This is a genomic window from Hymenobacter sp. UV11 (genome assembly GCF_004684095.1).
GTDB lineage: Bacteria > Bacteroidota > Bacteroidia > Cytophagales > Hymenobacteraceae > Hymenobacter.
The window spans coordinates 270,643-292,156 of sequence record NZ_SRII01000006.1; the positions used below are offsets into that span (position 1 = coordinate 270,643).

Sequence of the window (21,514 nt, forward strand, 5' to 3'; positions counted from 1 at the left end):
GTATGACGATGCAAGTCAGCTATCGAACAGTACGGTGGGTAATAAGCGCGGGGCTATTGGGCCTGAGCCACCTAGGCGCGGCGCAAACCGCCCCTACCCCCGACGACAGCATCAAGGGCCGGCTGTGGACGGCCACGGCCGAGCGCATCTGGGCTGATACTAAGCCGAAGCAGAAGCAGCCCGCGCCCTGGCCTACGGTGCAGGCGTTTGAGAAGTGGCTGGCCGCCAACCCAACTGACAAGTCGGAGCTGGGACTGCTGCGCGCCGACGTGGTCAACAGCTTCGGCGCGGGCACCAGGGCTACCCCCATCGAGGTGGCCAAAGCCATCGTGGGTCAGGTTACCCAGCGCCAGCAGAGCGGGAAAGGCCGTTTAACACGCATTAAAGTGCCGCTGCTAGGTGCAGACCTCGCGCCGCTGATGCAGGCCAGGGCCAGTGGTGGGGCCGCGCCCGCACCCGCCGCGCCCAGCCCCACTACCGGCACGACCACCGTAGCGGCAATGTCGGGGGCCGGGGGCATAACAGTCTTGCCCGCCAACCCCGACTCCATTACCAACCACACAGGTAAGCCGCTGGACCCGGTTTCCACCTTCACTACCACGCCGGCCGCGCCGAGCTACTTCGGGCTTACGCCCTTGCAGGCGGGCATGGTGCTGCTGGTAGTAGGAGCGCTGGCAGGAGCCGCCCTGGCGCAACTGCGCCCCCGCCGCCGGCGTCACCACCACGCGCACGCCACCCCTACCCCTGCCGAACCTGATTCCACGACCATCATGAATTCTCAGGAATACCGCAAGCTGCAAAAGCAGAATCAGAACCTCAATACCCAGCTGCACCGTCTTCAGCAGCAGCTGGATGAGTTGAAAGTTGAGCTTACGGGCAAGCCGTCCGCTTCGGCTAAAGCGGCCCCGCCAGCCAAGACCCCGCCGCCCGCCGCCGTGGCCGCACCGGGCCCTACCCCTACCCCAGCTGAGGAGCTTTCGGTGGAAGAGCTGGTAGGCGCACCGGCCGAAGCCCCCGCTACCGCTGCCTCGGCACCGGCCGCCACGCGCTATGGCCCGGTGCAGGAAACGCCCTTCGTGGAAGAGCGCAAAATCGTGGATTCGCCCCTACCCCAACTCGCGTTGATGCTGACGGTGGACCCACGCAACCCCGACCAAGCCACCTTCACCCTCAACCCGCAGGTGGACCAGGCCCGCCTTATCGGCGATGGCCTCACGCGGCTACAAAAATTCTTCGACTACGACCCGCCGCTGGGCGGCCGCATTACGGCGGTGGCGGCTGTGCGGCCGGGCCGGCTGCAGCGCCAGGCGAGTGGCTGGCAGGTGGTAGAGCGCGCCAAGCTGGCTATTAGTTGAGCGCAATTTGAATTACCTGTCATTGCGAGCAACGCGAAGCAATCGCACCAGGACGACACCCACCCCACTACGTTCTGGTGCGATTGCTTCGCGTTGCTCGCAATGACAGGCGATTTCATGTAAATCCTGGTTCCCTCTACTTGCTCCCAGGAATTTCATCTTAGCTTGCGTGCTATGGCAGCTATTCAAGTGGTAGAAATCGTCCTGATTCTGGGGCTGATTTTCTGGCAGATTTTCGTTTTTACTACCAATCGGCGGCTCATCGGGCGGGTGCGGGTCATGTACCCCGAAATGAGCCAGCTGGGCGTGCAGGCCGTGGACGCCGCAACTGGCCAGCCGGCCGCCAATGGCGCGGGCGCCCACACCTACGATGCCCTCACGGTGGGCAGCGCCAGCCCCGAATTCAGCGGCCTCATCAAGGACACCAACGATTACTTGTGGGCCAATAAAGGCGCGGCGGCCGACTTCAACACCCTGCGCGACATTTCGGAGCGCGAGGCTGACTTGCTCGACCAGGAGATTGACGCACAGATTTCGACCCCGCTGTATTTGGGCCTGCTGGGCACTTTTTTGGGTGCTATTCTGGGGTTGATTGCCTTGGTCAATCCGTTTGGCGACGCGCCCACGGCGGTGGGCGGCTCGTCGTTCAACAACGCCGACGTGACGCACTTTCTGGGCGGCATTCTCATTGCGATGAGTGGCAGCTTCACGGGCCTGCTCCTCACGCTGGCCAGCAACCAGCTGCTGAAATCGGCCCGCGCCACCCGCGACCGCCTCAAAAACGGCTACTATAACTTCCTGCAAAAGGCCCTCCTACCCCGCCTCAACTCGGATATGCAGGCCAGCATGAGCAATCTGAAGGCGGTGCTGGACACGTTTAATAACGACTTCTTCTCGAAGATTCAGCAGGACTTTTTCTCTAAAATCGCAGAGTTTACGCCGCTCATCAGCAGCATTACCGAGAATGTTAGCGTGCAGAAAAACTTCCTCGAAAAGCTGCAGCAGATTGGCTACACCGAACTGGCCAATGCCACCATCAAAGTTTTTGATAGGGTAGATGAGAGCGCGGCTTCCTTCGAGAAATTTCTGGGCTATCAAAAGGCGCTGAATGTGGCTGTGAGCGAGGGCGCCAGCACGGCGCGCACCGTCACGGCGCTGCTCGACCGCCTCGGCAGCCTCGAAAAAGCCCTTGACCAGGTGCCCGGCTACCTGGCGCAGCACGACGCCCGCATCCGGGAGCAGGCGCAGTTTTTTGGGGAGCACCAGGCCATTTTGGCCAAAATCAGCCAGGGCGTGGGGCAGGCGCTGAGCGAAGACGCCGCCCAGATGAACCGCGTGCTGGCCCGCCGCCGCGACGAGTTTGAGGCTGAGGCCCAGGCCGCCCACGCGCAGTGGAGCGCCCACTTCCGGCAGCTCAACCAAGACAACGTGTACCAGAAAATTGTGGAGTATCTCTCGCCATTCAAGCAGCTACCCGAGCAGCAGCAGCGGCTTAATCTGCTTCAGGAAACTCAGGCGCGCCGTAGCGCCGAGGCCCTACAAGCCTTGCAGCAGCCGCTGGAGCAAAACCGCCAGATTCAGGAGCAGCTGCTGCGCCAGACCGAACGCACCAACGCGGTGCTCGAAAAGCTCACCCAGCGCAACTGGCTCCAACGGATGGTGGGTTAGGCTGTGAAACGGAGTGGCACTCCGTTTATCGTTGTTCAGCCTAGCCAGCCGCGAAACGGAGTACCACTCCGTTTTACATTTTCCTTCCAATGAAGCAAAGCAAAGACTTCTTCTGGCCCAGCTACGTCGACCTGATGACGGCGCTGTTTTTAACCATGCTGGTGCTGTTTGTGCTGAGCTACAAGCTCTTCAACGACAAGCAGCAGGGCCTCATCGCGGCCAATGCCAAGCTGGAAGTGCAGCTCAAGGAAAAGAAAAAGCTGGACGAGATAAAAGAAGCCCTCAAGCGGCTCGATAACTCGCGCTATTTCACGTATAACAAGACCTATAAGCGCTACGAGCTAAACTTCGAAGTACTGTTTCAGCCCGGCCGCTACGACCTGCCGACGGCGGCGCGGCAGCCGCTCATTGAGGCCGGGCAATTCTTGCTGCGCCAGGTGCAGAGCCTGCGCAACGATGGCATTCAGTACCTCGTTATTATCGAGGGTAGGGCGGCGATGAATCCCAACTTTCCGCTCGATGCCCCACAGAATGCCGACCAGCAAACCGTGCGGGAGCTGAGCTACAACCGGGCGCTGGCCGTGGTGTACTTGTGGCAACAGGCTGGCATTCAGTTTCCAAAGAATATTGAGGTTATTCCGGCCGGCAGCGGCTACCGGGGCGCGGGGCGCTACAGCGGCTACGCCAAGGAGCAACTCAACAAGCGCTTCATTATCCAGATTCAGCCCAAAATCGGTTCGCTCGACGCCCAGCCCCTACCCCCTCGCTAGCCGTATAGCCGGCATGCATCTCCTCCTGCGCTTTCCGGTGGCCCAGCCGCCGGCCGTGGTTCTGGCGGGCTTCACCCGCGAGCTATTCGTGGCCCTGGCCCCGCCGTTTCCGAAGTTCCACCTCATTCGCTACGACGGCAATAATACCGGCGATACGGTCATTATCGAGCTGCAAGTCGGCCCCAAGCGCTGGCGCTGGACCTCCCTCATCACGGACAACGGCGCGCTACCCGACGGCACGCACTACTTTGTGGATGAGGGCCAGGTGCTGCCCGCGCCGCTGCGGCAGTGGCGGCACCGCCACCTCATTGAGCCCGGGCCGGGGGGTAGGGGCAGCATCATTGTGGAAGATATTCATTTCAGTACCGGCCGCCGCTGGCTCGACTGGCTCATTCGGCCGGCCATGTGGGCGCAGTTCAAGCTGCGTGGGCCGGTGTACCGGCGGTGGTTCAAGTAGCGCCAAGTAGCGCGAACTTTGTAGTTCGCGTTTCCTACATCGGAAAGCTTCACCTGAAAACGCGATTTACAAAAATCGCGCTACTGCGCCCCTGCCATGCCCGCCACCATTGTCCTCAAAAACGGAAAAGACCACTCCCTGCGCCGCCGCCACCCCTGGGTATTTTCGGGGGCCATTGCCCGCGCGCTGGGCGAGCCGCAGGAGGGCGAGGCGGTGCGCGTCGAAACGCAAGCGGGCGAATTGCTGGGGGTAGGGCACTACTCGGGCAGCGGCTCCATTGCGGTGCGGATGCTGGATTTTGGACCGGCAGCCGAGCTCCCTACCCCCGACTTTTGGGTGAATCGCCTGGCCAATGCCTACGCCCTGCGCCAGCGCCTGGCCCTCACGGGCACGGCCGACACCAACGTTTTCCGGCTCGTGCACGCTGAGGGCGACGGCCTGCCGGGCCTCATCATCGACGTGTATGGCGATGTGGCCGTGGTGCAGGCGCACAGCGTGGGCATGTACCGCGCCCGACCCGAAATAGCTGATGCGCTGCAAGTTGTGTTTGGCGATAAGCTGCGCGCCATCTACGATAAAAGCGCCGAAACTACGCCCGGGCACGCCGTGGGCGACAACAAGAACGGCTACCTCTTCGGCGAAAGCACGGGCCACGAGCATCTGGTGCACGAAAACGGCCACCAGTTCGCCGTGGATTGGGAGACGGGCCAGAAAACCGGCTTCTTCATCGACCAGCGCGACAACCGCGCCCTGCTGGCCCGCTATTCGCCCGGCCGCCGCGTGCTCAACACGTTTTGCTACACCGGCGGCTTCTCGGTGTATGCCCTGGAGGCCGGCGCCGAGCTGGTGCACTCCGTAGATAGCAGCAAGAAAGCCATTGCGTTAACGGAGCGCAATGCCGAGCTGTCGCACCACGCCGACCGCCACGCCGCCTACCCCGACGACGTGCTCACGTTCCTCAAAAGCCACTCGGCCGAGTACGACTTGCTGGTGCTCGACCCGCCCGCTTTCGCCAAGCACCTCAGCGCCCGCCACGCCGCCCTCATGGGCTATAAGCGCCTTAATGCGGCCGGCATTGCGCACCTGGCACCGGGCGGATTACTCTTCACGTTCTCGTGTTCGCAAGTCGTTAGCCCCGAGCTATTTGAGGGCGCGGTGCTAGCCGCCGCCATTGAGGCTGGCCGGCCGGCGCGCATCCTGCACCGCCTCACCCAGCCCGCCGACCACCCGGTGAGCCTTTTCCACCCCGAGGGCGCATATTTGAAAGGCCTCGTGCTGGCGGTGGAGTAATGTAAAACGGAGTGGTACTCCGTTTCCGTTAGAACAAGACGTTCACGCGGAAACGGAGTGCCACTCAGTTTTACAGGGTTGTTACGCCGGCCGCAGGGGGGTAGGGCGGCGGTTATCATCCACGGCCACGAAGGTGAAGGAGCCTGTCACGGCCAGCAGGCGGTCCTCGGAATACATCTGCTCCACGAATAATTCGACCCGCACTTGCAGGCTGGTGGTGCCCACGCGCACCACGTTGCCGATGAGCTCGACGAGCGTGCCGCCGGGAATGGGGTGCGTAAAATCCACTTTATCAGAGGACACCGTTACCATTTTGAGGCGCGAGAAGCGGGTAGCCGTGATGAAGGCCACCTCGTCCATCATGTGCAGGGTGGCGCCGCCGAAGAGCGTGTCGTAGTGGTTGACGGTGTTCGGGAAAACGGCTTTGAAGATGCGCGTTTCGGCGCGGGCAATCTGGTCGGCGAGGGCTGGCATGGGGGGTAGGGATAAGGAAAAACACGGCTCGCGGCGCTACGTTTTCCTACCCCCTCTTTTGTTAGTAAAGCCCTCACTCAGACCCAGCTACGCCTGCCCCGGCCGCCGCGCACGCACAGCAGCCGGCCGCCGGCGTGCCAAACCTGATGCGGAGCCCCAAAGCGCGGAGGAAGCATCAAATGGTGGCCGGCAGGTCTCCTGACTTTGTGCCAGCCGGCAGCCCGTCCTTCTCAGCCAGCCCGGGGGCCCGCCAATGGAACACGAGGAGCTGCGGCCACGAAGGCACTTACAGTAGCGCGTCTGTGCGGGAGTTTCACCCGCTTCCCTTTTCATTGCGGCTTCTCGTGGGGAGAAACCGCAAACCGGCCGCTGGTTGATTTTGAAAAATCGTGGCAGCAGTAAACCGCCGCGAAGGTAGCGCGTATTTTCGGCGGGCAGGGCCAAACTTATCCCCCGGCCGTGGTGGTTAAAGGCTTAGTGTTTACGAAAAAGAAAACTTCGTCCCCGCGCCAGCCCGTAGCCGTTATTGGGGCGGGCGTGGCCGGGCTGGCCGCCGCCGCGCGGCTGGCGGTGGCCGGGCACCCGGTCACGGTGTTTGAGGCCAGCAGCTCCTTCGGGGGCAAAATGCACCAGTTTGACCTGCCCGGCGGCTACCGCTTCGATGCCGGGCCGTCGCTGTTCACGCTGCCGCAGCTGGTGGATGACATTTTTCGGCTGGCCCACCGCGAGCCCGCTGACTACTTCCGCTACGAGCGCCTCGACCCGATTACCAACTATTTTTTCGCCGATGGCACCCGCCTCACGGCCTGGGCCGACGCGCCCAAATTCGCGGCCGAAGTGGAGCAGAAGCTAGGCGTGCCGGCCGCCGCCGTGGCGCAGTTTCTGGCGCGTAGCGGCCGGGCCTACGACGCCACGGCGGGCACCTTCCTGCACAAGTCGCTGCACAAAGCCAGCACCTATTTCAACTCCGAAACGCTGAAAGCGGTGGCCGCCCTGCCCTCCCTCGGCCTCACGGGCACCATGCACGCCCGCCATGAAAAAGCATTTGGGCAGGATGCGCGCCTGGTGCAACTCTTTGACCGCTACGCTACTTATAACGGCTCCGACCCCTACCAGGCGCCGGCCACACTCTCGCTTATTCCGCACCTGGAGCATGGCATCGGCGCATTTTACCCCGAGGGCGGCATCTACGCCATTGCCAGCAGCCTGCACCGGCTGGCCGAGGAGTTTGGGGTGAAGTTTCGGTTCAAGGAGCCGGTGCGCGAGATTCTGACGGCCGGCGACCTCGTCACGGGCTTGCGCACCGACCAGGATGTGTACGACTTTACGCAGGTAGTCAGCAACATGGATGTGGTGCCCACCTACCGCCACCTCCTACCCCAGCAGCCCGCGCCCGAGCGCACGCTGGGCCAGCCGCGCTCGTCGTCGGCATTGATTTTTTATTGGGGGGTAGGGCGCGAATTCCCCGAGCTGGACCTGCACAATATCTTCTTCTCGGCCGATTACAAAGCGGAGTTCGACGCGATTTTCCAAGAAAAAACCGTGGCCGACGACGTGACGGTCTACGTTAATATCACCTCCAAAAAAACGCCCACCGAGGCCCCGGCCGGCCACGAAAACTGGTTTGTGATGGTGAACGTGCCTCACGACCAGGGCCAGGACTGGGCGGCTCTCACCGCTAAAACGCGCCGCGTGGTGCTGGCCAAGCTCAGCCGCGCGCTGAATGTTGATTTAGAGCCGCTTATCCAAGCCGAAAAGGTATGGACGCCGCCCGGCATCGCGGCCGATACGTCATCGTTTGGGGGCGCGCTGTACGGCAGCTCCAGCAACAACGCGCTGGCGGCTTTTTTGCGGCACCCCAACTTTTCGGGCCGGCTGGCGGGGCTGTACTTTTGCGGCGGCTCGGTTCATCCGGGCGGCGGCATTCCACTGTGTTTACTTTCGGCCAAAATCGTGGCCGAGCTAATTTCTTAAAATTATGACTTATGAATTACAGATTATGAATGGCAGCTATTGACGCTCAGCCCCACTTCATAATTTGTAATTCATAATTTGTAATTCCTTCAAATGGAGTTTTCGAATTTATCTGCGCCACCGGCCGCCTCCACTGCGCGGCTGCGTCTGGCGCAAGGCTTGGTATTGCTGTTTCACATCACTGGCTTCGTAGGGCTGGCATTTAGCCAAGACAAGGCTTTTTACCTGAAATACACGCCCCTGACGCTGCTGCTGACGGCGGGGTTGCTGGCGGCGTTTCAGCCGGGGCGCGGCCTGTTGTTTTGGCTGTTTGTGATGCAGGCCTTCCTGCTCGGCATGGTGGCCGAGGTGGTGGGCACCAACACGGGCTTGCTGTTTGGGCACTATACCTACGGCGCCACGCTGGGGCCGCAGTACATGGGCGCGCCCTGGCTCATCGGCCTCAACTGGGTGGTAGTGACCTACTTGGCGGGTGTGCTGGCGGCTTACCTCCCGGTGCCTGCGTGGGTGCGGGTGCTAGTGGGCGCGGCCCTGATGGTGGGCTTCGACCTGTGCCTGGAGCCGGTAGCCGGGCGCTACGACTTCTGGCACTGGACCGGCGACCTGGTGCCGCTACGCAATTTCCGCGACTGGTTTTTGCTGGCCCTACTCATGCAGCTGCTATTTGTGCGCACGCCCTTCCCCAAGCGCAACGCCCTGGCGCCACTGGTGTACCTGGTGCAGCTTCTCTTCTTTTTCGGCCTGAGCCTGCTCACACCGTAAGGGCACTTTTGGCGCCCAGAAAAAGTTATTGATATGCCCCGTGGCAGCCCCCAGAAGGGACCGCCGCGGGGCTGCTTTTTGACTATGAACAACTTGATTTTCTTCGGCGACAGCCTCACGGCGGGCTACGGCCTGGCGGCCGCCGCCAGCTTCCCGGCGCTCATCCAGGCCAAGCTCGACGCCGCCGGCCTACCCTACCAATCGCTGAACTACGGCGTGAGCGGCGAAACCTCGGCAGGCGGCCGCCAGCGCCTACCCACCGTGCTGGCCCGCCACTCGCCCGCCGCCTTCGTGCTGGCACTGGGCGCCAATGACGGCCTGCGCGGCATTCCGGTGCGCGAAACTGCGGCCAACCTACGCCATATTCTGCACGAGGTGCGGCAGCAGTTTCCGGCCGCGCTGCTGGTGCTGGCCGGCCTGGAGGTGCCCTTCGACCTGGGGCCGCTGGGCGTGCCCGGCCTCAGCCGCTATGCGCAGGAGTTTAGCGGCCTCTTCACCACGTTGGCGCAGCAGGAAGGGGTAGGGCTGGTGCCGTCGCTGCTGGCGGGCGTGGCGGGCCGCCCCGCGCTCAACCTGCCCGACCGCGTGCATCCCAACGCCGCCGGCCAGCAGCTACTGGCTGCCAACGTGTGGGCCGTGCTGGAGCCGACCTTGCGGGCAGCCGTAGTGCCAAGTTGAGCAACGCAAAAGGCCCGTCTTTCAGCAAGCTGAAAAACGGGCCTTTTTTAGTACCAGAGACGGGAATCGAACCCGTACTTCCTTACGGAAACGGCATTTTAAGTGCCGCGTGTCTACCTATTCCACCACTCCGGCTTTTTTCTGATTCTTGCCCCGGTAATTATCAGTTAACGCATGGCAGTTGGGGCAAAGCAACTGCAAGTTAGCAAGTCGGTGGTCATTATTCACGCCATTGACGTGGTGCAGCTCCAATGGAATGCGTTTGCCTTGCCACTCAGTTAAGCTGCAACTTTCACACCGGGCCTCTTTCAATCCGAATTCAATCAGCCGATTACGCAATCTGAAAGTGGATGTGTAAAGCGAGTTTTCTATTAGAATTCCTTCCCAAGAAAAAGGCTTACCGAGCATTCGGTAGCGCGGCCCGGCGTTCCAACCCTTGCCCGTGAAATGACTGATATCCAGCGCTAGCCGCTTGATGCGATTGTGCACCGTTTTGTAGTTGCCCCCGGCAGGTATCAGCCCAATTCGCTCCACTACCTGCCGCACCGATAAGCTTTCGGCTACTACCTGCCGAAACTCCTCATCCGTGCTCGTGCTTTTGCGTGGGGCAGCCATAGCTTACAAAACAAAAACGCCACCCGAAGGTGGCGTTTTTCTGGAGCGGGAGACGAGGTTCGAACTCGCGACCTCGACCTTGGCAAGGTCGCGCTCTACCAACTGAGCTACTCTCGCTTGAGGTTTGTCCGCCTTGGTGGCGGTTGGTGGTGCAAAGGTATGCAAAAGCTGATTACAGGCAAGGGTAGGGTGGTATTTTTTTGCTTTGCGAGAGCTTGTAGCTTCATTTTCAAGCGGAAAAAATTCTAAACAGCCGCTTGAAGCCGGTTGTATGGCTACCAGCAGCCGGAGTAGTACGCTGTGTTTGGGAGTGCGCCGGCCTACCCCCCCGGTCTGGGCGCGAGGCCCGGTATCGTTCGAATGGCTTCTGAGACTGCTGCAGATATTTTTTGGCACGGCTAAAATCCATTTCTCACGCCTGGGCCGTAGGTGGGGCAGGCTGCAACCTTAACTATTTTTTCTTTTATTCCTTTTTTTACCCATGAAATTCTCTTTTGCAACCCTCGCTATTGTGGCACTGCTCGGCACGGCCGGCGTTCAGACTGCCTCGGCCCAGAAAGCCAAAACGGTGATGGTAGGCGGTGCCGCGATGTACCCCACGAAGAACATCATCGAAAACGCTGTTAACTCGAAAGACCACACCACGCTGGTAGCCGCCGTGAAAGCTGCTGGCCTCGTAGAGACGCTGTCGGGCCCCGGTCCCTTTACCGTATTTGCGCCTACCAACGAGGCTTTCAACGCCCTGCCCGCTGGCACGGTAGATACCCTGGTGAAGCCCGAAAACAAGGAAACGCTCACCAAAATCCTGACCTACCACGTAGTAGCTGGCCGCATGACGGCCGCTGACCTCATGAAAGCCATCAAGGCTGGCGGTGGCACGGCTACCCTCAAGACCGTGCAGGGCGAAAACCTGACGGCCATGATGAAAGGCAAGAAAATTGAGTTGAAGGATGAAAAAGGCGGCACCTCGATGGTGACCATCGCCGACGTAATGCAGAGCAACGGTGTGATTCACGTAATCGACAAAGTGCTGATGCCCTAAGTGCGCTGGCAGCCCGTGCGGCTGCGCTATTTCTGGCACCGACTACCCTCACGGGTGGTCGGTGCTTTTTTTTGGGCCTGCCCTACCCCCCTTTGTTGGGCCCGAAGCGAGGGTGTATATTCGGTGTTTTGAGTTTGTGCTTTTCTACTTTTCCCACCCAATCTATGATTCTTTCTACTCGTTATGTAGTAGGTACATTTTTGGCACTAATGAGCTGCCTGCTAGGCGCTCAGCCTACGCAAGCCCAACGCCAGCGGGACACAAAGTTTGAGAAGGGCTTTTTAGAGAAAGGCAAGAAAATTGGCATCTGGGAATATTATGGCCACACACTTTCGGGCGAGAAAGTAGTGGTGCAGCGCTACGACTATGACCACGGCAGGCTGCTCTATTTCCGGCCGGGTGCCGATAGCAGGTGCCACGCCGAGGTGAGCCCCGGCAAGTGGAGCTACGTGAGCCCCGACCAACCAGCGCTGTTCATTGGCAGCGATATGGCCCTAGCCGAACACACCACCAAGCTGGTATACCCGGCGGCGGCGATAAGCCGCAACGTGCAAGGCAAAGTAGTGGTGGCCTTCGTGATTGATACGCTGGGGCGCGTGAGCAACCACCACCTGGTGTAGCGCATTGGGGCAGGCTGCGACGAGGAGGCCCTGCACGTGGCCCGCACCGTGCCCGAGCAGTGGCCGTGGAATACGAGCTACCCCTCAATTTTCGGCTGGCGCAACCCTAAGCCCCGCCCCGACCGTAGCTTGGCGATATGAAAGCTGCCTACTGGGGGCTGGCCACTGGCCTGCTCGGAATATTTGGGTTAACGAGCTGTGACTCGACCCCGCGCGAACGCCAGGAAATAGTGCGCCAGGAGGCGGCCAAGCTGGACACGGCCGCTCGCAACGCGGGCCACACCCTGAGCCGATTGGGCCGCCAAACAGCCACCTTCGACGCCGCCAACCGGGCGCGCCGGGCCGTGCCGCTCGACGCTAAGAAACAAAAAATAATGGACCAGCAGCTGCTGGGCAGCTACGCCGACCGCATTCCGACCCTCACCGTAACCACTATTTCGGGGGCGTATGGCGAGCTGCTGCGCTCTACCCGCGTGCGCCGCACCGGCTGGGAGGCCCGCGACTGGGACTATGCCCAGGATACTTACCGCCGCCTCAATGCGCAGCTGGCCCGCATTCGGCTCGACCTGCCGGCCCGCGACGAGGTGCGCATTCGGGCGTGGCAGGCTGAGTTTACCACCCTGCGCGCTCAGCGCACGGCCAAGGACCTGAAAGCGGCGACCAAAAAATGATTGTCGGTTGTTACTTGTTGCTTGCTGGGGTTGTTGTCGCGGTGACTTCCGTCGGCGTGGCATGCAGCAAGCAGCCCTCCATAATTGACCCTCAGCAAGCAGTTTTCCCGTGCCCGCTTCAGAAAATATCATCGTGCTCGACTCGTACTACGAGCCGCTGGCGGCCCACCTGGCCCGCACCCGGCTGGAGGCGGCGGGTATTCCGTGCTTTCTGACCAACGAAAACCTGGTGTCGCTCAACCGCATGTATAGCCCGGTGGCGGGCGGCGTGCGGCTACATGTGTACGAGCGCGACGCGGCCCGCGCTGCCGAGGCCCTGCGCGAGCCCACCGTGATGCAGGCCTCGCGCGGCGGCCTGGCCGAGCCTGCCGAGGAAAGTACTGATGGCCAAGTGTGTCCGCGCTGCGGCTCGCACGAGGTGAGCTACGATGCGGCAGCTGCGCCGGGCGCGGCGCATTGGTTTGTGGCGCTGCTTTCGCGGTTGCGGCGCTACCCCCTGCAAGGGCGGGCGCACCACTGCTTTCACTGCGGCCTTAATTTTTGAAGCCGTAGCAGCAACAACTTTTTATGGGCCGACCGGCTTTAGGGGGCATGGAAAAGCACGCTTCAAAAGTTGCCCTCATCACGGGGGCCAATAAGGGCCTGGGCCTGGAAATAGCCCGCCAGCTCGGCCAGCAAGGCATGGTGGTGGTGCTGGGCGCCCGCCAGGGCAAGGCCGATGCGCCCGCCGCCGCGCTGCGCGCCGAGGGTATCGATGCCCACGCCGTGGAGCTGGACGTGACCAGCGCCGCCGACATTGCGGCCCTACCCCCCTACTTTGACCAAACCTTCGGCCGGCTCGATATTCTGGTGAACAATGCCGGAGTGCAGCTCGACGATGGCCCCGACGTGAGTCCTGATACGTTGCGCCAAACCTACGAGGCCAATGTCATTGGGCCTTATGCCATTACGCAGGCTTTGCTGCCGCTGCTGCGGCAGGCGCCGGCGGGTCGTATTGTGAACCAGAGCAGTATTTTAGGGTCGCTTACGGCCATCAGCCAGGGGCAGGGGGGTAGCTGGGCCACGCCGGGCTACACCTCGTCGAAGGCCGCGCTGAATATGCTCACGGTGGTGCTGGCCCAGCACTTGGCCGGCACGGACATCAAGGTGAATGCCGCGCATCCTGGCTGGGTCAAAACGGCCTTGGGTGGCGACGACGCCCCGCTCGAAGTGGCCGAGGGTGCCAAAACTGCCGTGCGCCTGGCCCTGCTGCCCGCCGACGGCCCCACTGGCGGCTACTTCCACGATGCCGAGCGCCTACCCTGGTAAGTGCTTACTGGAGAGCATTTGCTGAGCCGCTCGCAACTATTTATAGAGAAATGTCATCTGTACCGTATGATGCGGTACGGGTGGCATTTTTGCTGGTGGCTGCTGGGGTTGCTGCCCCTTGGCGCGGGGGCGCAGGCGCGCAAGGCCGGCGATGGCCTGGTGGGGACTTACTACGACGGGCGCAACTTTGAGCACAAGGTGCTGACCCGGCGCGACCCGGTCATCAACTTCGACTGGCACGAGCAAAGCCCGGTAGCAGGCTTGGCGGCTGAGGAATTTTCGGTGCGCTGGACGGGCTGGCTGGTGCCGCCCACCACGGGCCGCTACGTGCTGCACATCAGCGTAGATGATGGCATCCGGCTGTGGCTGAATGGCCGTGAGCTGCTCAATGAGTGGCGGGGGCAGCCGTTGAGCTACTACCAGCTGGCCGTGGACCTTCGGGCCGGGGAGCCCTATTCACTGCGGATAGACTACTGCCAGTATGCCTTCTCCACACGGATGCGGCTGGCCTGGGAGCCGCCCGCCGCGGGGCCTACCCCCGGCAACTGGCGCAACCTCTGGGGCAGGGCCGAGGAGCAAGCCGGGCCCGTTGTTATTGCGGCGCGCTACCTGTATGGCCAGCTGCCGGCTACGGTGGCAGCCCAGCCGCCAGCGCCGCCCGCCCGGCCCATCCCACCAGCTATTCAGCCCCAGCCAGTTAAAATAATCTCCCCGCGCCAGGATGCCCCTACCAAAGCGGCCCTGCTGTCAAAGCCGCCGGTGGCCACTGCAAAAGTGCGGCCCCGCAGCTACCTGGCCCTGGCCGCTACGCCCGCGCCGGCCGTTATTCAACCACCGCCTGCTATCGCGCCAGCCGACTCGGGCCGGACCAGCATCTTGGCCGCTCGCCTGGCCGCCGGACAAGCCGTGACGCTAAGGGCGTTGTATTTTGAGCAAGGCCAGGCCGACTTGCTGCCGGCCGTGCGGGCCAGCCTCGACACGCTAGCAATGGCCCTGGCCGAGCGCCCTACCCTGCGCCTCGAAGTGCAGGGCCACACCGACAACCAGGGCGACCCGGCCATCAACCAGCGGCTCTTGCGGCAGCGGGCCGAAGCCGTGTGCCAGTACCTGGCTACGCAGGGTGTGGCGCCCGCGCGGCTGCGGGCCGTGGGCTACGGGGGCGCCCGCCCGGTGGCCGACAACCGCCTGCCCGACCAGCGCCCGCGCAACCGCCGGGTGGTGCTGCGGGCCCTACCCTAGCTGCACACGCAGTACGCGCACCTACCGGGCGGCGGCCACGCCCCGGCGACTCTGGCTGCGTAGCGGCGTAAGGGGTTTGGGGCGCGGGGCGGCGCGGCGCACCGTTACGGGCACCGGTGCTTTAGCCTGATTGACATAGGGTAGCAGCCAGTCGCGCAAGTAGTTGAAGGCCTCTTGGGAAAAGGCCGGCTGCTGCTCGCCGGCCACAATGGGCCACTGCGCCCGGTCGGGCTGAAACAGGTGGTTGACGCCCGCCAGGCGGTGCGCTTGCACAAGCTGATGGGTCTGGTGCAAGCCGTGTTGCAGCACCGACAGGTTGCGGCCCGCCGCCACCTGCAAATCGGCCGTGCCGTTGAGTAGCAGGGTTGGGCAGCGCACCAGCGGCAGGCGGGTGGCGGGGTCAAAGTCGAGAAAGAAGCGGGCCCAGGGCGAGGTGAGCTGCGTGGCGCGGGCGCGGGCCATTGCCTCATCCACGCCCGTGTTGCTGCCGCGCAGCAGGGCGATAATCTTGGCGCGGGCCGCCGCCTGGTTGGGCGTTTGACGCACGGCTTCTATCAGCTGGTCGTAGAGGCCCTGAGCGGCTTTTATCTGGCCGCCGTCGGCCCCAATCAGGCGCATAATCTCGCCCTGCTGGCGGCGCAGCACATCGCGCCCCGGCTGCCCATAGCCCGCCAAGGACACCACAAAGGCCGGCACTTCTTCGGGAGCGGGAGCCGCGGCGGCCAGCAGGGCCACGTTGGCCCCTTCGCCGTGGCCCAGCAGGCCCACTTGCGAGGCGGCCACATTAGGGCGGCTGCGTAAGAACTCCATCGCGGCCTGGGCATCGCCGACTAGGTCAGCGGTGGTGGAGCGGGCATAGTCGCCACCCGACTTGCCTACCCCCCGGTCGTCGAAGCGCAGCACGGCCATGCCGTGGCGGGTGAGGTAATCGGCCAGAATACCGAATAGCCGGTAGCCCTGAAGCTCCGAGTCGCGGTCTTGCGGGCCCGAGTCGGAGAGGAGGGCCACGGCGGCAAAGGGTCCTTCGCCATTAGGCAGAGTAAGTGTGCCGCGCAGCTTGATTTTATCGTCCGGATTATAAAAAGTCACCTCCGACTCGCGGTAGGGCGGCGTGAGGCGCAGTTTTTTGGTAGCCTGGGCGGCGGCGGGGGCCGTGCCGCGGCTCAGCGTCAGCTCCGTTTTGAGGCCGGGCTGCTGCCAGGTGCCGCTTAGCTGGCTACCCCCCGCCAGCACCTTACCCTCGAAGCGGCTACCCGCCTGCTCCATGCGCAGCGTCAGGTTGTCATCTTTCAGCTCCACTTCCACGGGCATTCGGCTGATGTGCTGCTGCGGCACATCGAGCGCCGCGTAGTACGTGCCGTTGCTGAGCGGCACAATGGTGATAACCAGGGTGAGTGCGCCGCCAGGAACTTTCAACGGACCCTGCCATTGCCCGCTCAAGCGAGGTGGCTCAACGGGCTCACGTGGCGTGGCACCGACAATTCCGGCCCAGGTTAAGCAAAGTAAAAAAAGTAATAATTTCTGCATAAATTTTAACTCTGGCGGGAGGTGGGGAGTAGAAGCGCAATAATCCCTGCAAAATACCAAATTCATGCCGTTTTGGGTTGCTTAGGGGTATTTATACTTAGGAACCTTTACTTATGCGCCTGCTTGGCGAGCAAAACCCCAGCCTGCCACAGTCCTATTTTGCTCCTACTAAAGCAGTTGAATTGAGAAGGGGTGCCCAAGTGTAGTTTCGCCATTGGGGAGAGCGAAAAAGTGCTGACTTAGCAGTGCGCAAGCTGGCCGCGCGGGCAGGTTTATACGTAGAGTTAGGTCTTCGCTAGCCTTTTCCACCATGCCTACATCCAAACCCACCAACTTTACGGCGCCTCCCACGCGCCCCACCGCCAAAGACATGAAAGGGCACGCCCAAAAGCTGCCCTACCCCGCCAAGCAGGCCGATATGGAGCTCCAACCCCAGAGCAGCCTGGCCGCTTACCGCGCCGCCGGCAAGCTCGAAGGCAAGGTGGCCCTCATCACTGGGGGCGACTCGGGTATTGGGCGCGCCGTGGCCATTGCCTTTGCCAAAGAGGGGGCCAACGTGGCCATCTTATTCAATGAAAACCAGGAGGATGCGCAAGAAACCCAGCGCCTCGTGGAGCAGGAAAACCGTAAGTGCCAGCTTTTGCAACTCGATGTGCGCGACCGCGAGCAGGCGTTTCAGGCTGTGCAGCGGGTGCGGGACGAGTTGGGTGGGCTGAATATTCTGGTCAACAACGCGGCCTTTCAAATGGCGCAGGAGAAGTTTGAGGACATCTCGGAAGCCCAGATTCGGCGCACGTTCGACACCAATATTATGGGTTACATGTGGATGGCGCAGGCCGTAATTCCGCACCTCAAAAGTGGCGACTGCATCATCAACACGGGTAGCATTGTGGGTATCGTGGGTATTCCGCTGCTCGTGGACTATGCGTGCACCAAGGCGGGTATTCATGCCCTTACCAAGTCATTGGCCCTGTACCTGGGCGAGCGCAACATTCGGGTGAACTGCGTGGTGCCTGGCCCGGTGTGGACGCCCAACATCCCCGGCACCATGCCGCTGGACGAAATTGCCAAGTTTGGCCACGAGGTGGCGCTCAAGCGGCCCGGCCAACCCGAGGAGCTGGCCCCGGCCTACGTGCTGCTGGCTTCACAAGATGGCTCGTTCATGACGGGTGCGCTGGTGCACGTGACGGGCGGCAAACTAAGCAGCGACGAGTAAACATCTGACCGATTTAACCGTTCAGGTTGGAGGCAATCCGTTGGACCAAGTGCTAGCAGATTGGCTTCAACCTGTTCTTTTTTATGACCTCTCAGGATTTGCTACCCTCGTCGCACGTGTCGGCGGCGACCCACGCGGCCCTCAGCCAGCGCCTGGCCGAAACCGGAGCTGCTTACGAGCCCCAGTTTTTGGCCCCCGAAACGTTTCGGCTGCTCGAAGCGGTGGCGGCCCGGCTTTTTCCGCAGCCCGAGCGGTCGGTACCCATCCCGCTGGCGCCGTCCGTAGACCAGCGCCTGACTGAAGGCCGCGCCGACGGCTGGCGCTACGACGCCCTACCCCCCGACCGCGAGGCGTATCGCCTGGGCCTGGGCGGTATTCAGGAAATTGCGCAAAGCTTGTTTCAGACTGATTTTGAAGCCCTTGACGCAACCAAGCAAGACGAGGTTATCGAAGCCCTGGCTAGTGGAAACCCGCCCGGCGCCGTGTGGCAGATGCTGCCGGCCGGTCGCTTTTTCGAAGAGATGCTGGCCGAGCTGACCGAGGCTTACTACGCCCACCCTTGGGCGCAGGATGAAATTGGTTACACCGGCTACGCCGACCTACCCGCCTGGACTAAAATCGGCCTCAACGAAAAAGAGCCGCGCGAGGCGTAGGGTAAGCTCTAGCTTGCCGCAAACTCTCTCTTATAATATATTTCTTATTCTTCTATATTTTGGCGGCAAGCTAAAGCTTACCCTACACTGTCTTATGCCCGACGAAGAAATTGCTGAAGAAAGCCTGCTGACGCCTACCGAGCCGGCTATTCAGGACCCACTGCTGCGCGAGTTGCTGGCCGAAAACCAGATAGCCCCGGCCGATAGTACCCTAGAAAAAGCCCAACCCCTACCCCCCGCCACGGAGGAAGTGGACTGCATCGTGATTGGCCTGGGGGCGGGCGGCGCGCCGCTGCTGGCCCGCCTGGCCCAAGCCGGGCTGAAGGTGGTGGCCCTGGAAGCCGGCCCTTGGCACAACCCCGAAAAAGACTTTGCCACCGACGAGCGCGCCCAGGATTTTCTATTTTGGAACGATGAGCGGCTGGCTGCCGGCGGCGACCCGCTGGCGATGGGCAAGAACAACTCGGGCACCGGCGTGGGCGGCTCAACGCTGCACTACACGGCCTACACGCCCCGCCCGCTGCCCGACGACCTGCACATTAAGCGCGACTTTGGCGTGGGCGAAGACTGGCCCCTGACTTATGACGACCTGGCGCCATACTACGCCGAGGTTGAGCGCTTTATCGGCGTATCGGGCCCTACCCCCTACCCCTGGGGGCCAGCCCGGCCCACGGGCTACCCCATGGCTCCGCTGCCCCTCAATAGCGCCGCCCAGCTGATGGTGCGCGGGGCTGAGAAGATTGGGATTCAGACCTCACCGGCGCCCAACGCGGCGCTGTCGGCTCGCTACTTTCAGGAAGGGGTAGGCTGGCGCGAGGCCTGCACCAACCGCGGCTTTTGCCAGGCTGGCTGCTCCAACGGGGCGAAGTCGAGCATGGACGTGACGTTTATTCCGCTGGCGGTGAAGCATGGGGCCGACATTCGGCCCAATAGCTTCGTAACGGAGATTGAGCGCAATGAGCGGGGCCACGTATCGGCAGTGGTGTACGTGCAGAATGGCCAAAACCACCGTTTGGCCTGCAAAAACCTGTTTCTCTGCGGTGGTTCGGTTGAGACGCCGCGCCTGCTGCTGCTCAACGAGCTGGCCCTCACCAGCGGGCAGGTGGGCCGCAACCTGATGGCCCACCCCGGCCTGCAAGTGTGGGGTACTTTCCCCGACGAGGTGCGGCCGAACAAAGGCATTCCGGGCGGCCTCATCTCGCAGGATACGCACCGGCCCAAAGATGCCGACTTTGTGGGCGGCTACCTGCTGCAAAGTATTGGCGTGATGCCGGTTACGTTTTCAGGCCAGGTGGCGCGGGGGCGCAAGCTGTGGGGCCAGCCGCTGCGCGACTACATGCGGCAGTTCAACCACATCGCGGGCATCAACATCTTGGGCGACTGCCTGCCCCACACCAGCAACTACCTGGAGCTGAGCGACGAGCAGGACGCCCGCCAGCTGCCCAAGCCGCGCCTGCACTTCACGGCCCAGGAAAACGAGCACCGCATGAACGCCCACGCCGAGAAGGTGATGCGCGACATCTGGGCTGCCGCCGGCGCCACCGACATCTGGTCGTTTCAGCGCTATGCGCACGTCATCGGCACGGCCCGCATGGGCCTGAGCGGCGACGATGCCGTGGTGGACCGCGACGGCCGCGCCTTCGATGTGCCCAACCTCTACATCTGCGATAACTCGGTGTTTCCGAGCGCGTTGAGCGTAAACCCGGCGCTGACAATTATGGCGCTCAGCCTGCGCACGGCCGACCGGTTTTTGGCGAACAACGTGTAGGGCGAGCTTTAGTTTGCTTTTATATCATTGACTGCTAACTCATTAAAGGCAAGCTAAAGCTTACCCTACACTTCATGAAATCCTTCCTAACTGAAATCAAGAGCCACTTTGGCAGCGGCGACTACGAGGGCGACCAGTTTGGGGGCGCGCGTGGGCACAATGGCAGCGGCCTACCCACGGGTTTGCCTAACAACTTCATGTTTGCCACCGGCATTGAGTGCAGCTACCCAACCATCGACCAGGGCAAAACCCGGCGCGACCAGCTGGCCGAGTGCGACCACTACAATCGCTACAAAGAAGACCTGGGCCTGGTGAAGGAAATGGGCCTGAAGGTGTTGCGTTATGGATTGCCCTACTACAGCATTCAGCAGAGCCCCGATAAATACGACTGGGAATTCGCGGACCTGGCCATGGCGGAAATGCAGCGCCTGGGCATCACGCCCATTCTGGATTTGATGCACTTTGGCGTGCCCGACTGGCTGGGTAATTTTCAGAACCCCGAGCTGCCGGTGCACTTCGCCGCCTACTGCGAGGAAGTGGCCAAGCGCTACCCCTGGGTGCGCTACTACACGCCGGTAAACGAGATTTACGTCACGGCCCGGTCGAGCGCCAAGGATGGCGTCTGGAACGAGCAGCTGAAGTCGGACCAGGGGTTTGTGACGGCGCTCAAGCACACGGTAGCGGCCAGCATTATGGGTACTCAGCGCATTGCCAAGCACCGGCCCGACTGCGTAATCGTGCAGAGCGAATCGGCGGAGTTTACCCACGAGCTGCGGGCCGAGCGCACCGATGCCGTGCAGCTGGAAAACAAGCTGCGCTTTGCTTCGCTGGACTTGCTCTACGCCCATCAGCCCGACGGCGAGGTACTCAACTACCTCTACGACAACGGCATGACTCGGCGCGAGTACGACTGGTTTATGGCCGGCGAGCCGCCCGGCTACCAGGTGATGGGCAACGACTACTACGGCCGCAACGAGAAGATAATGCTGCCCGACGGCAGCATTCAAACCAGCATGGACGTGCTGGGCTGGTATACCATTACCCACGACTACTACCAGCGCTACAAGAAGCCGGTGATGCACACCGAAACCAACGTGTTTGATGCTAAGGAAGCTCCGCTGTGGCTCTGGAAGCAGTGGGTCAACATCCTGCGTATTCGCAAGGAAGGCGTGCCGGTGCTGGGCTTTACGTGGTATTCGCTCATCGACCAGATTGACTGGGAAAACGGCCTGGCCGAGAAAAAAGGCACCGTGAATGCCTGCGGCCTCTACGACCTCGACCGCAAGCCCCGCCCCGTAGCCGATGCCTACAAGATGCTTTTGCAGGAATACGGGCAGATTACCATCGTGCCCCACGGCGAATTGTTTGAGGTAACCGACCGCCCGGCCACCCTCAAAGTAGAAGTCTGAGAGGGCCCGATTTGGCTT

At 62.0% G+C, this 21,514-nt stretch carries 21 protein-coding genes, 2 tRNA genes and 1 riboswitch; of the genes, 18 read left to right on the forward strand and 5 right to left on the reverse strand.

Going from position 1 to position 21,514, the window contains the following annotated elements; translation table 11 throughout:
• Nucleotides 1-2: 2 nt before the first annotated feature.
• The 5 genes from E4631_RS13130 (at nt 3) to E4631_RS13150 (ending at nt 5,540) form a co-directional block, all read left to right on the forward strand.
• Nucleotides 3-1,355 (forward strand): hypothetical protein, encoded by a 1,353-nt coding sequence (locus E4631_RS13130; RefSeq protein WP_133659162.1) that lies wholly within the window; start codon nt 3-5, stop codon nt 1,353-1,355.
• A 174-nt stretch (nt 1,356-1,529) separates the two neighbouring features.
• Nucleotides 1,530-3,023: a hypothetical protein gene (locus E4631_RS13135; protein ID WP_133659163.1), complete on the forward strand. Its 1,494-nt coding sequence runs from the start codon at nt 1,530-1,532 to the stop codon at nt 3,021-3,023.
• 89 nt (nt 3,024-3,112) lie between these two features.
• On the forward strand, nt 3,113-3,793 hold the full coding sequence (locus E4631_RS13140; RefSeq protein WP_133659164.1) for a hypothetical protein: 681 nt from the start codon (nt 3,113-3,115) through the stop codon (nt 3,791-3,793).
• A gap of 13 nt (nt 3,794-3,806) precedes the next feature.
• Complete coding sequence (locus E4631_RS13145) at nt 3,807-4,250, forward strand: hypothetical protein (RefSeq protein WP_133659165.1); 444 nt, start codon at nt 3,807-3,809, stop codon at nt 4,248-4,250.
• 96 nt (nt 4,251-4,346) lie between these two features.
• Nucleotides 4,347-5,540: a class I SAM-dependent rRNA methyltransferase gene (locus E4631_RS13150; RefSeq protein WP_133659166.1), complete on the forward strand. Its 1,194-nt coding sequence runs from the start codon at nt 4,347-4,349 to the stop codon at nt 5,538-5,540.
• A gap of 81 nt (nt 5,541-5,621) precedes the next feature.
• On the opposite strand, the gene E4631_RS13155 is transcribed toward E4631_RS13150, so the two are convergent.
• Nucleotides 5,622-6,014, reverse strand: a complete 393-nt coding sequence (locus tag E4631_RS13155; protein WP_133659167.1) for an acyl-CoA thioesterase — start codon at nt 6,012-6,014, stop codon at nt 5,622-5,624.
• A gap of 170 nt (nt 6,015-6,184) precedes the next feature.
• A riboswitch (cobalamin riboswitch) is annotated at nt 6,185-6,396 on the reverse strand.
• Nucleotides 6,397-6,476: 80 nt separating this feature from the next.
• Between E4631_RS13155 and crtD the strand changes: the two genes are divergently transcribed.
• From crtD to E4631_RS13170, 3 genes are all read left to right on the forward strand, one after another.
• On the forward strand, nt 6,477-7,988 hold the full coding sequence (gene crtD, locus E4631_RS13160) for a 1-hydroxycarotenoid 3,4-desaturase CrtD (protein WP_240734887.1): 1,512 nt from the start codon (nt 6,477-6,479) through the stop codon (nt 7,986-7,988).
• A gap of 93 nt (nt 7,989-8,081) precedes the next feature.
• Nucleotides 8,082-8,750 (forward strand): carotenoid biosynthesis protein, encoded by a 669-nt coding sequence (locus E4631_RS13165; protein WP_133659168.1) that lies wholly within the window; start codon nt 8,082-8,084, stop codon nt 8,748-8,750.
• Between the two features lie 84 nt (nt 8,751-8,834).
• Nucleotides 8,835-9,428: an arylesterase gene (locus E4631_RS13170; RefSeq protein ID WP_133659169.1), complete on the forward strand. Its 594-nt coding sequence runs from the start codon at nt 8,835-8,837 to the stop codon at nt 9,426-9,428.
• 51 nt (nt 9,429-9,479) lie between these two features.
• On the opposite strand, the gene E4631_RS13175 is transcribed toward E4631_RS13170, so the two are convergent.
• The 3 genes from E4631_RS13175 to E4631_RS13185 form a co-directional block, all read right to left on the reverse strand.
• A tRNA-Leu gene (locus E4631_RS13175) sits at nt 9,480-9,563 on the reverse strand.
• A complete protein-coding gene (locus E4631_RS13180) occupies nt 9,546-10,043 on the reverse strand; it encodes an HNH endonuclease signature motif containing protein (protein ID WP_133659170.1) in 498 nt (165 codons plus the stop codon). The genes E4631_RS13175 and E4631_RS13180 overlap by 18 nt, the downstream gene beginning before the upstream one ends.
• Before the next feature lie 41 nt (nt 10,044-10,084).
• Nucleotides 10,085-10,160: transfer RNA gene (locus tag E4631_RS13185), tRNA-Gly, on the reverse strand.
• A gap of 364 nt (nt 10,161-10,524) precedes the next feature.
• On the opposite strand from E4631_RS13185, the gene E4631_RS13190 reads away from it, so the two are divergent.
• The 6 genes from E4631_RS13190 to E4631_RS13215 all read left to right on the forward strand — a co-directional run bounded on the left by E4631_RS13190 (nt 10,525) and on the right by E4631_RS13215 (nt 14,923).
• Nucleotides 10,525-11,085 carry a fasciclin domain-containing protein gene (locus E4631_RS13190; protein WP_133659171.1) on the forward strand — a complete coding sequence of 187 codons (561 nt, stop codon included), beginning with the start codon at nt 10,525-10,527 and terminating at the stop codon, nt 11,083-11,085.
• Between the two features lie 164 nt (nt 11,086-11,249).
• On the forward strand, nt 11,250-11,705 hold the full coding sequence (locus E4631_RS13195) for an energy transducer TonB (RefSeq protein ID WP_133659172.1): 456 nt from the start codon (nt 11,250-11,252) through the stop codon (nt 11,703-11,705).
• 137 nt (nt 11,706-11,842) lie between these two features.
• The gene (locus E4631_RS13200; RefSeq protein WP_133659173.1) at nt 11,843-12,376 is read left to right on the forward strand and encodes a hypothetical protein; all 534 of its coding nucleotides are present in this window, start codon (nt 11,843-11,845) and stop codon (nt 12,374-12,376) included.
• 109 nt (nt 12,377-12,485) lie between these two features.
• Nucleotides 12,486-12,920 (forward strand): DUF2007 domain-containing protein, encoded by a 435-nt coding sequence (locus E4631_RS13205; RefSeq protein ID WP_133659174.1) that lies wholly within the window; start codon nt 12,486-12,488, stop codon nt 12,918-12,920.
• A 47-nt stretch (nt 12,921-12,967) separates the two neighbouring features.
• Nucleotides 12,968-13,684, forward strand: coding sequence for an SDR family oxidoreductase (locus E4631_RS13210; protein WP_133659175.1), 717 nt, complete (start codon nt 12,968-12,970; stop codon nt 13,682-13,684).
• 66 nt (nt 13,685-13,750) lie between these two features.
• Nucleotides 13,751-14,923 carry a PA14 domain-containing protein gene (locus tag E4631_RS13215; RefSeq protein ID WP_133659176.1) on the forward strand — a complete coding sequence of 391 codons (1,173 nt, stop codon included), beginning with the start codon at nt 13,751-13,753 and terminating at the stop codon, nt 14,921-14,923.
• Nucleotides 14,924-14,944: 21 nt separating this feature from the next.
• On the opposite strand, the gene E4631_RS13220 is transcribed toward E4631_RS13215, so the two are convergent.
• Entirely contained in the window at nt 14,945-16,339 is a 1,395-nt protein-coding gene (locus E4631_RS13220) for a S9 family peptidase (protein WP_166648210.1), read from the reverse strand.
• A 421-nt stretch (nt 16,340-16,760) separates the two neighbouring features.
• Here E4631_RS13220 and E4631_RS13225 point away from each other — a divergent pair, with 421 nt between their 5' ends.
• The 4 genes from E4631_RS13225 (at nt 16,761) to E4631_RS13240 (ending at nt 21,496) form a co-directional block, all read left to right on the forward strand.
• Nucleotides 16,761-17,666: an SDR family oxidoreductase gene (locus E4631_RS13225; RefSeq protein ID WP_133659178.1), complete on the forward strand. Its 906-nt coding sequence runs from the start codon at nt 16,761-16,763 to the stop codon at nt 17,664-17,666.
• A gap of 83 nt (nt 17,667-17,749) precedes the next feature.
• On the forward strand, nt 17,750-18,319 hold the full coding sequence (locus tag E4631_RS13230) for a gluconate 2-dehydrogenase subunit 3 family protein (protein WP_133659179.1): 570 nt from the start codon (nt 17,750-17,752) through the stop codon (nt 18,317-18,319).
• A 94-nt stretch (nt 18,320-18,413) separates the two neighbouring features.
• On the forward strand, nt 18,414-20,087 hold the full coding sequence (locus tag E4631_RS13235; RefSeq protein WP_133659180.1) for a GMC family oxidoreductase: 1,674 nt from the start codon (nt 18,414-18,416) through the stop codon (nt 20,085-20,087).
• A 74-nt stretch (nt 20,088-20,161) separates the two neighbouring features.
• On the forward strand, nt 20,162-21,496 hold the full coding sequence (locus E4631_RS13240; protein ID WP_133659181.1) for a family 1 glycosylhydrolase: 1,335 nt from the start codon (nt 20,162-20,164) through the stop codon (nt 21,494-21,496).
• Nucleotides 21,497-21,514: the final 18 nt, after the last annotated feature.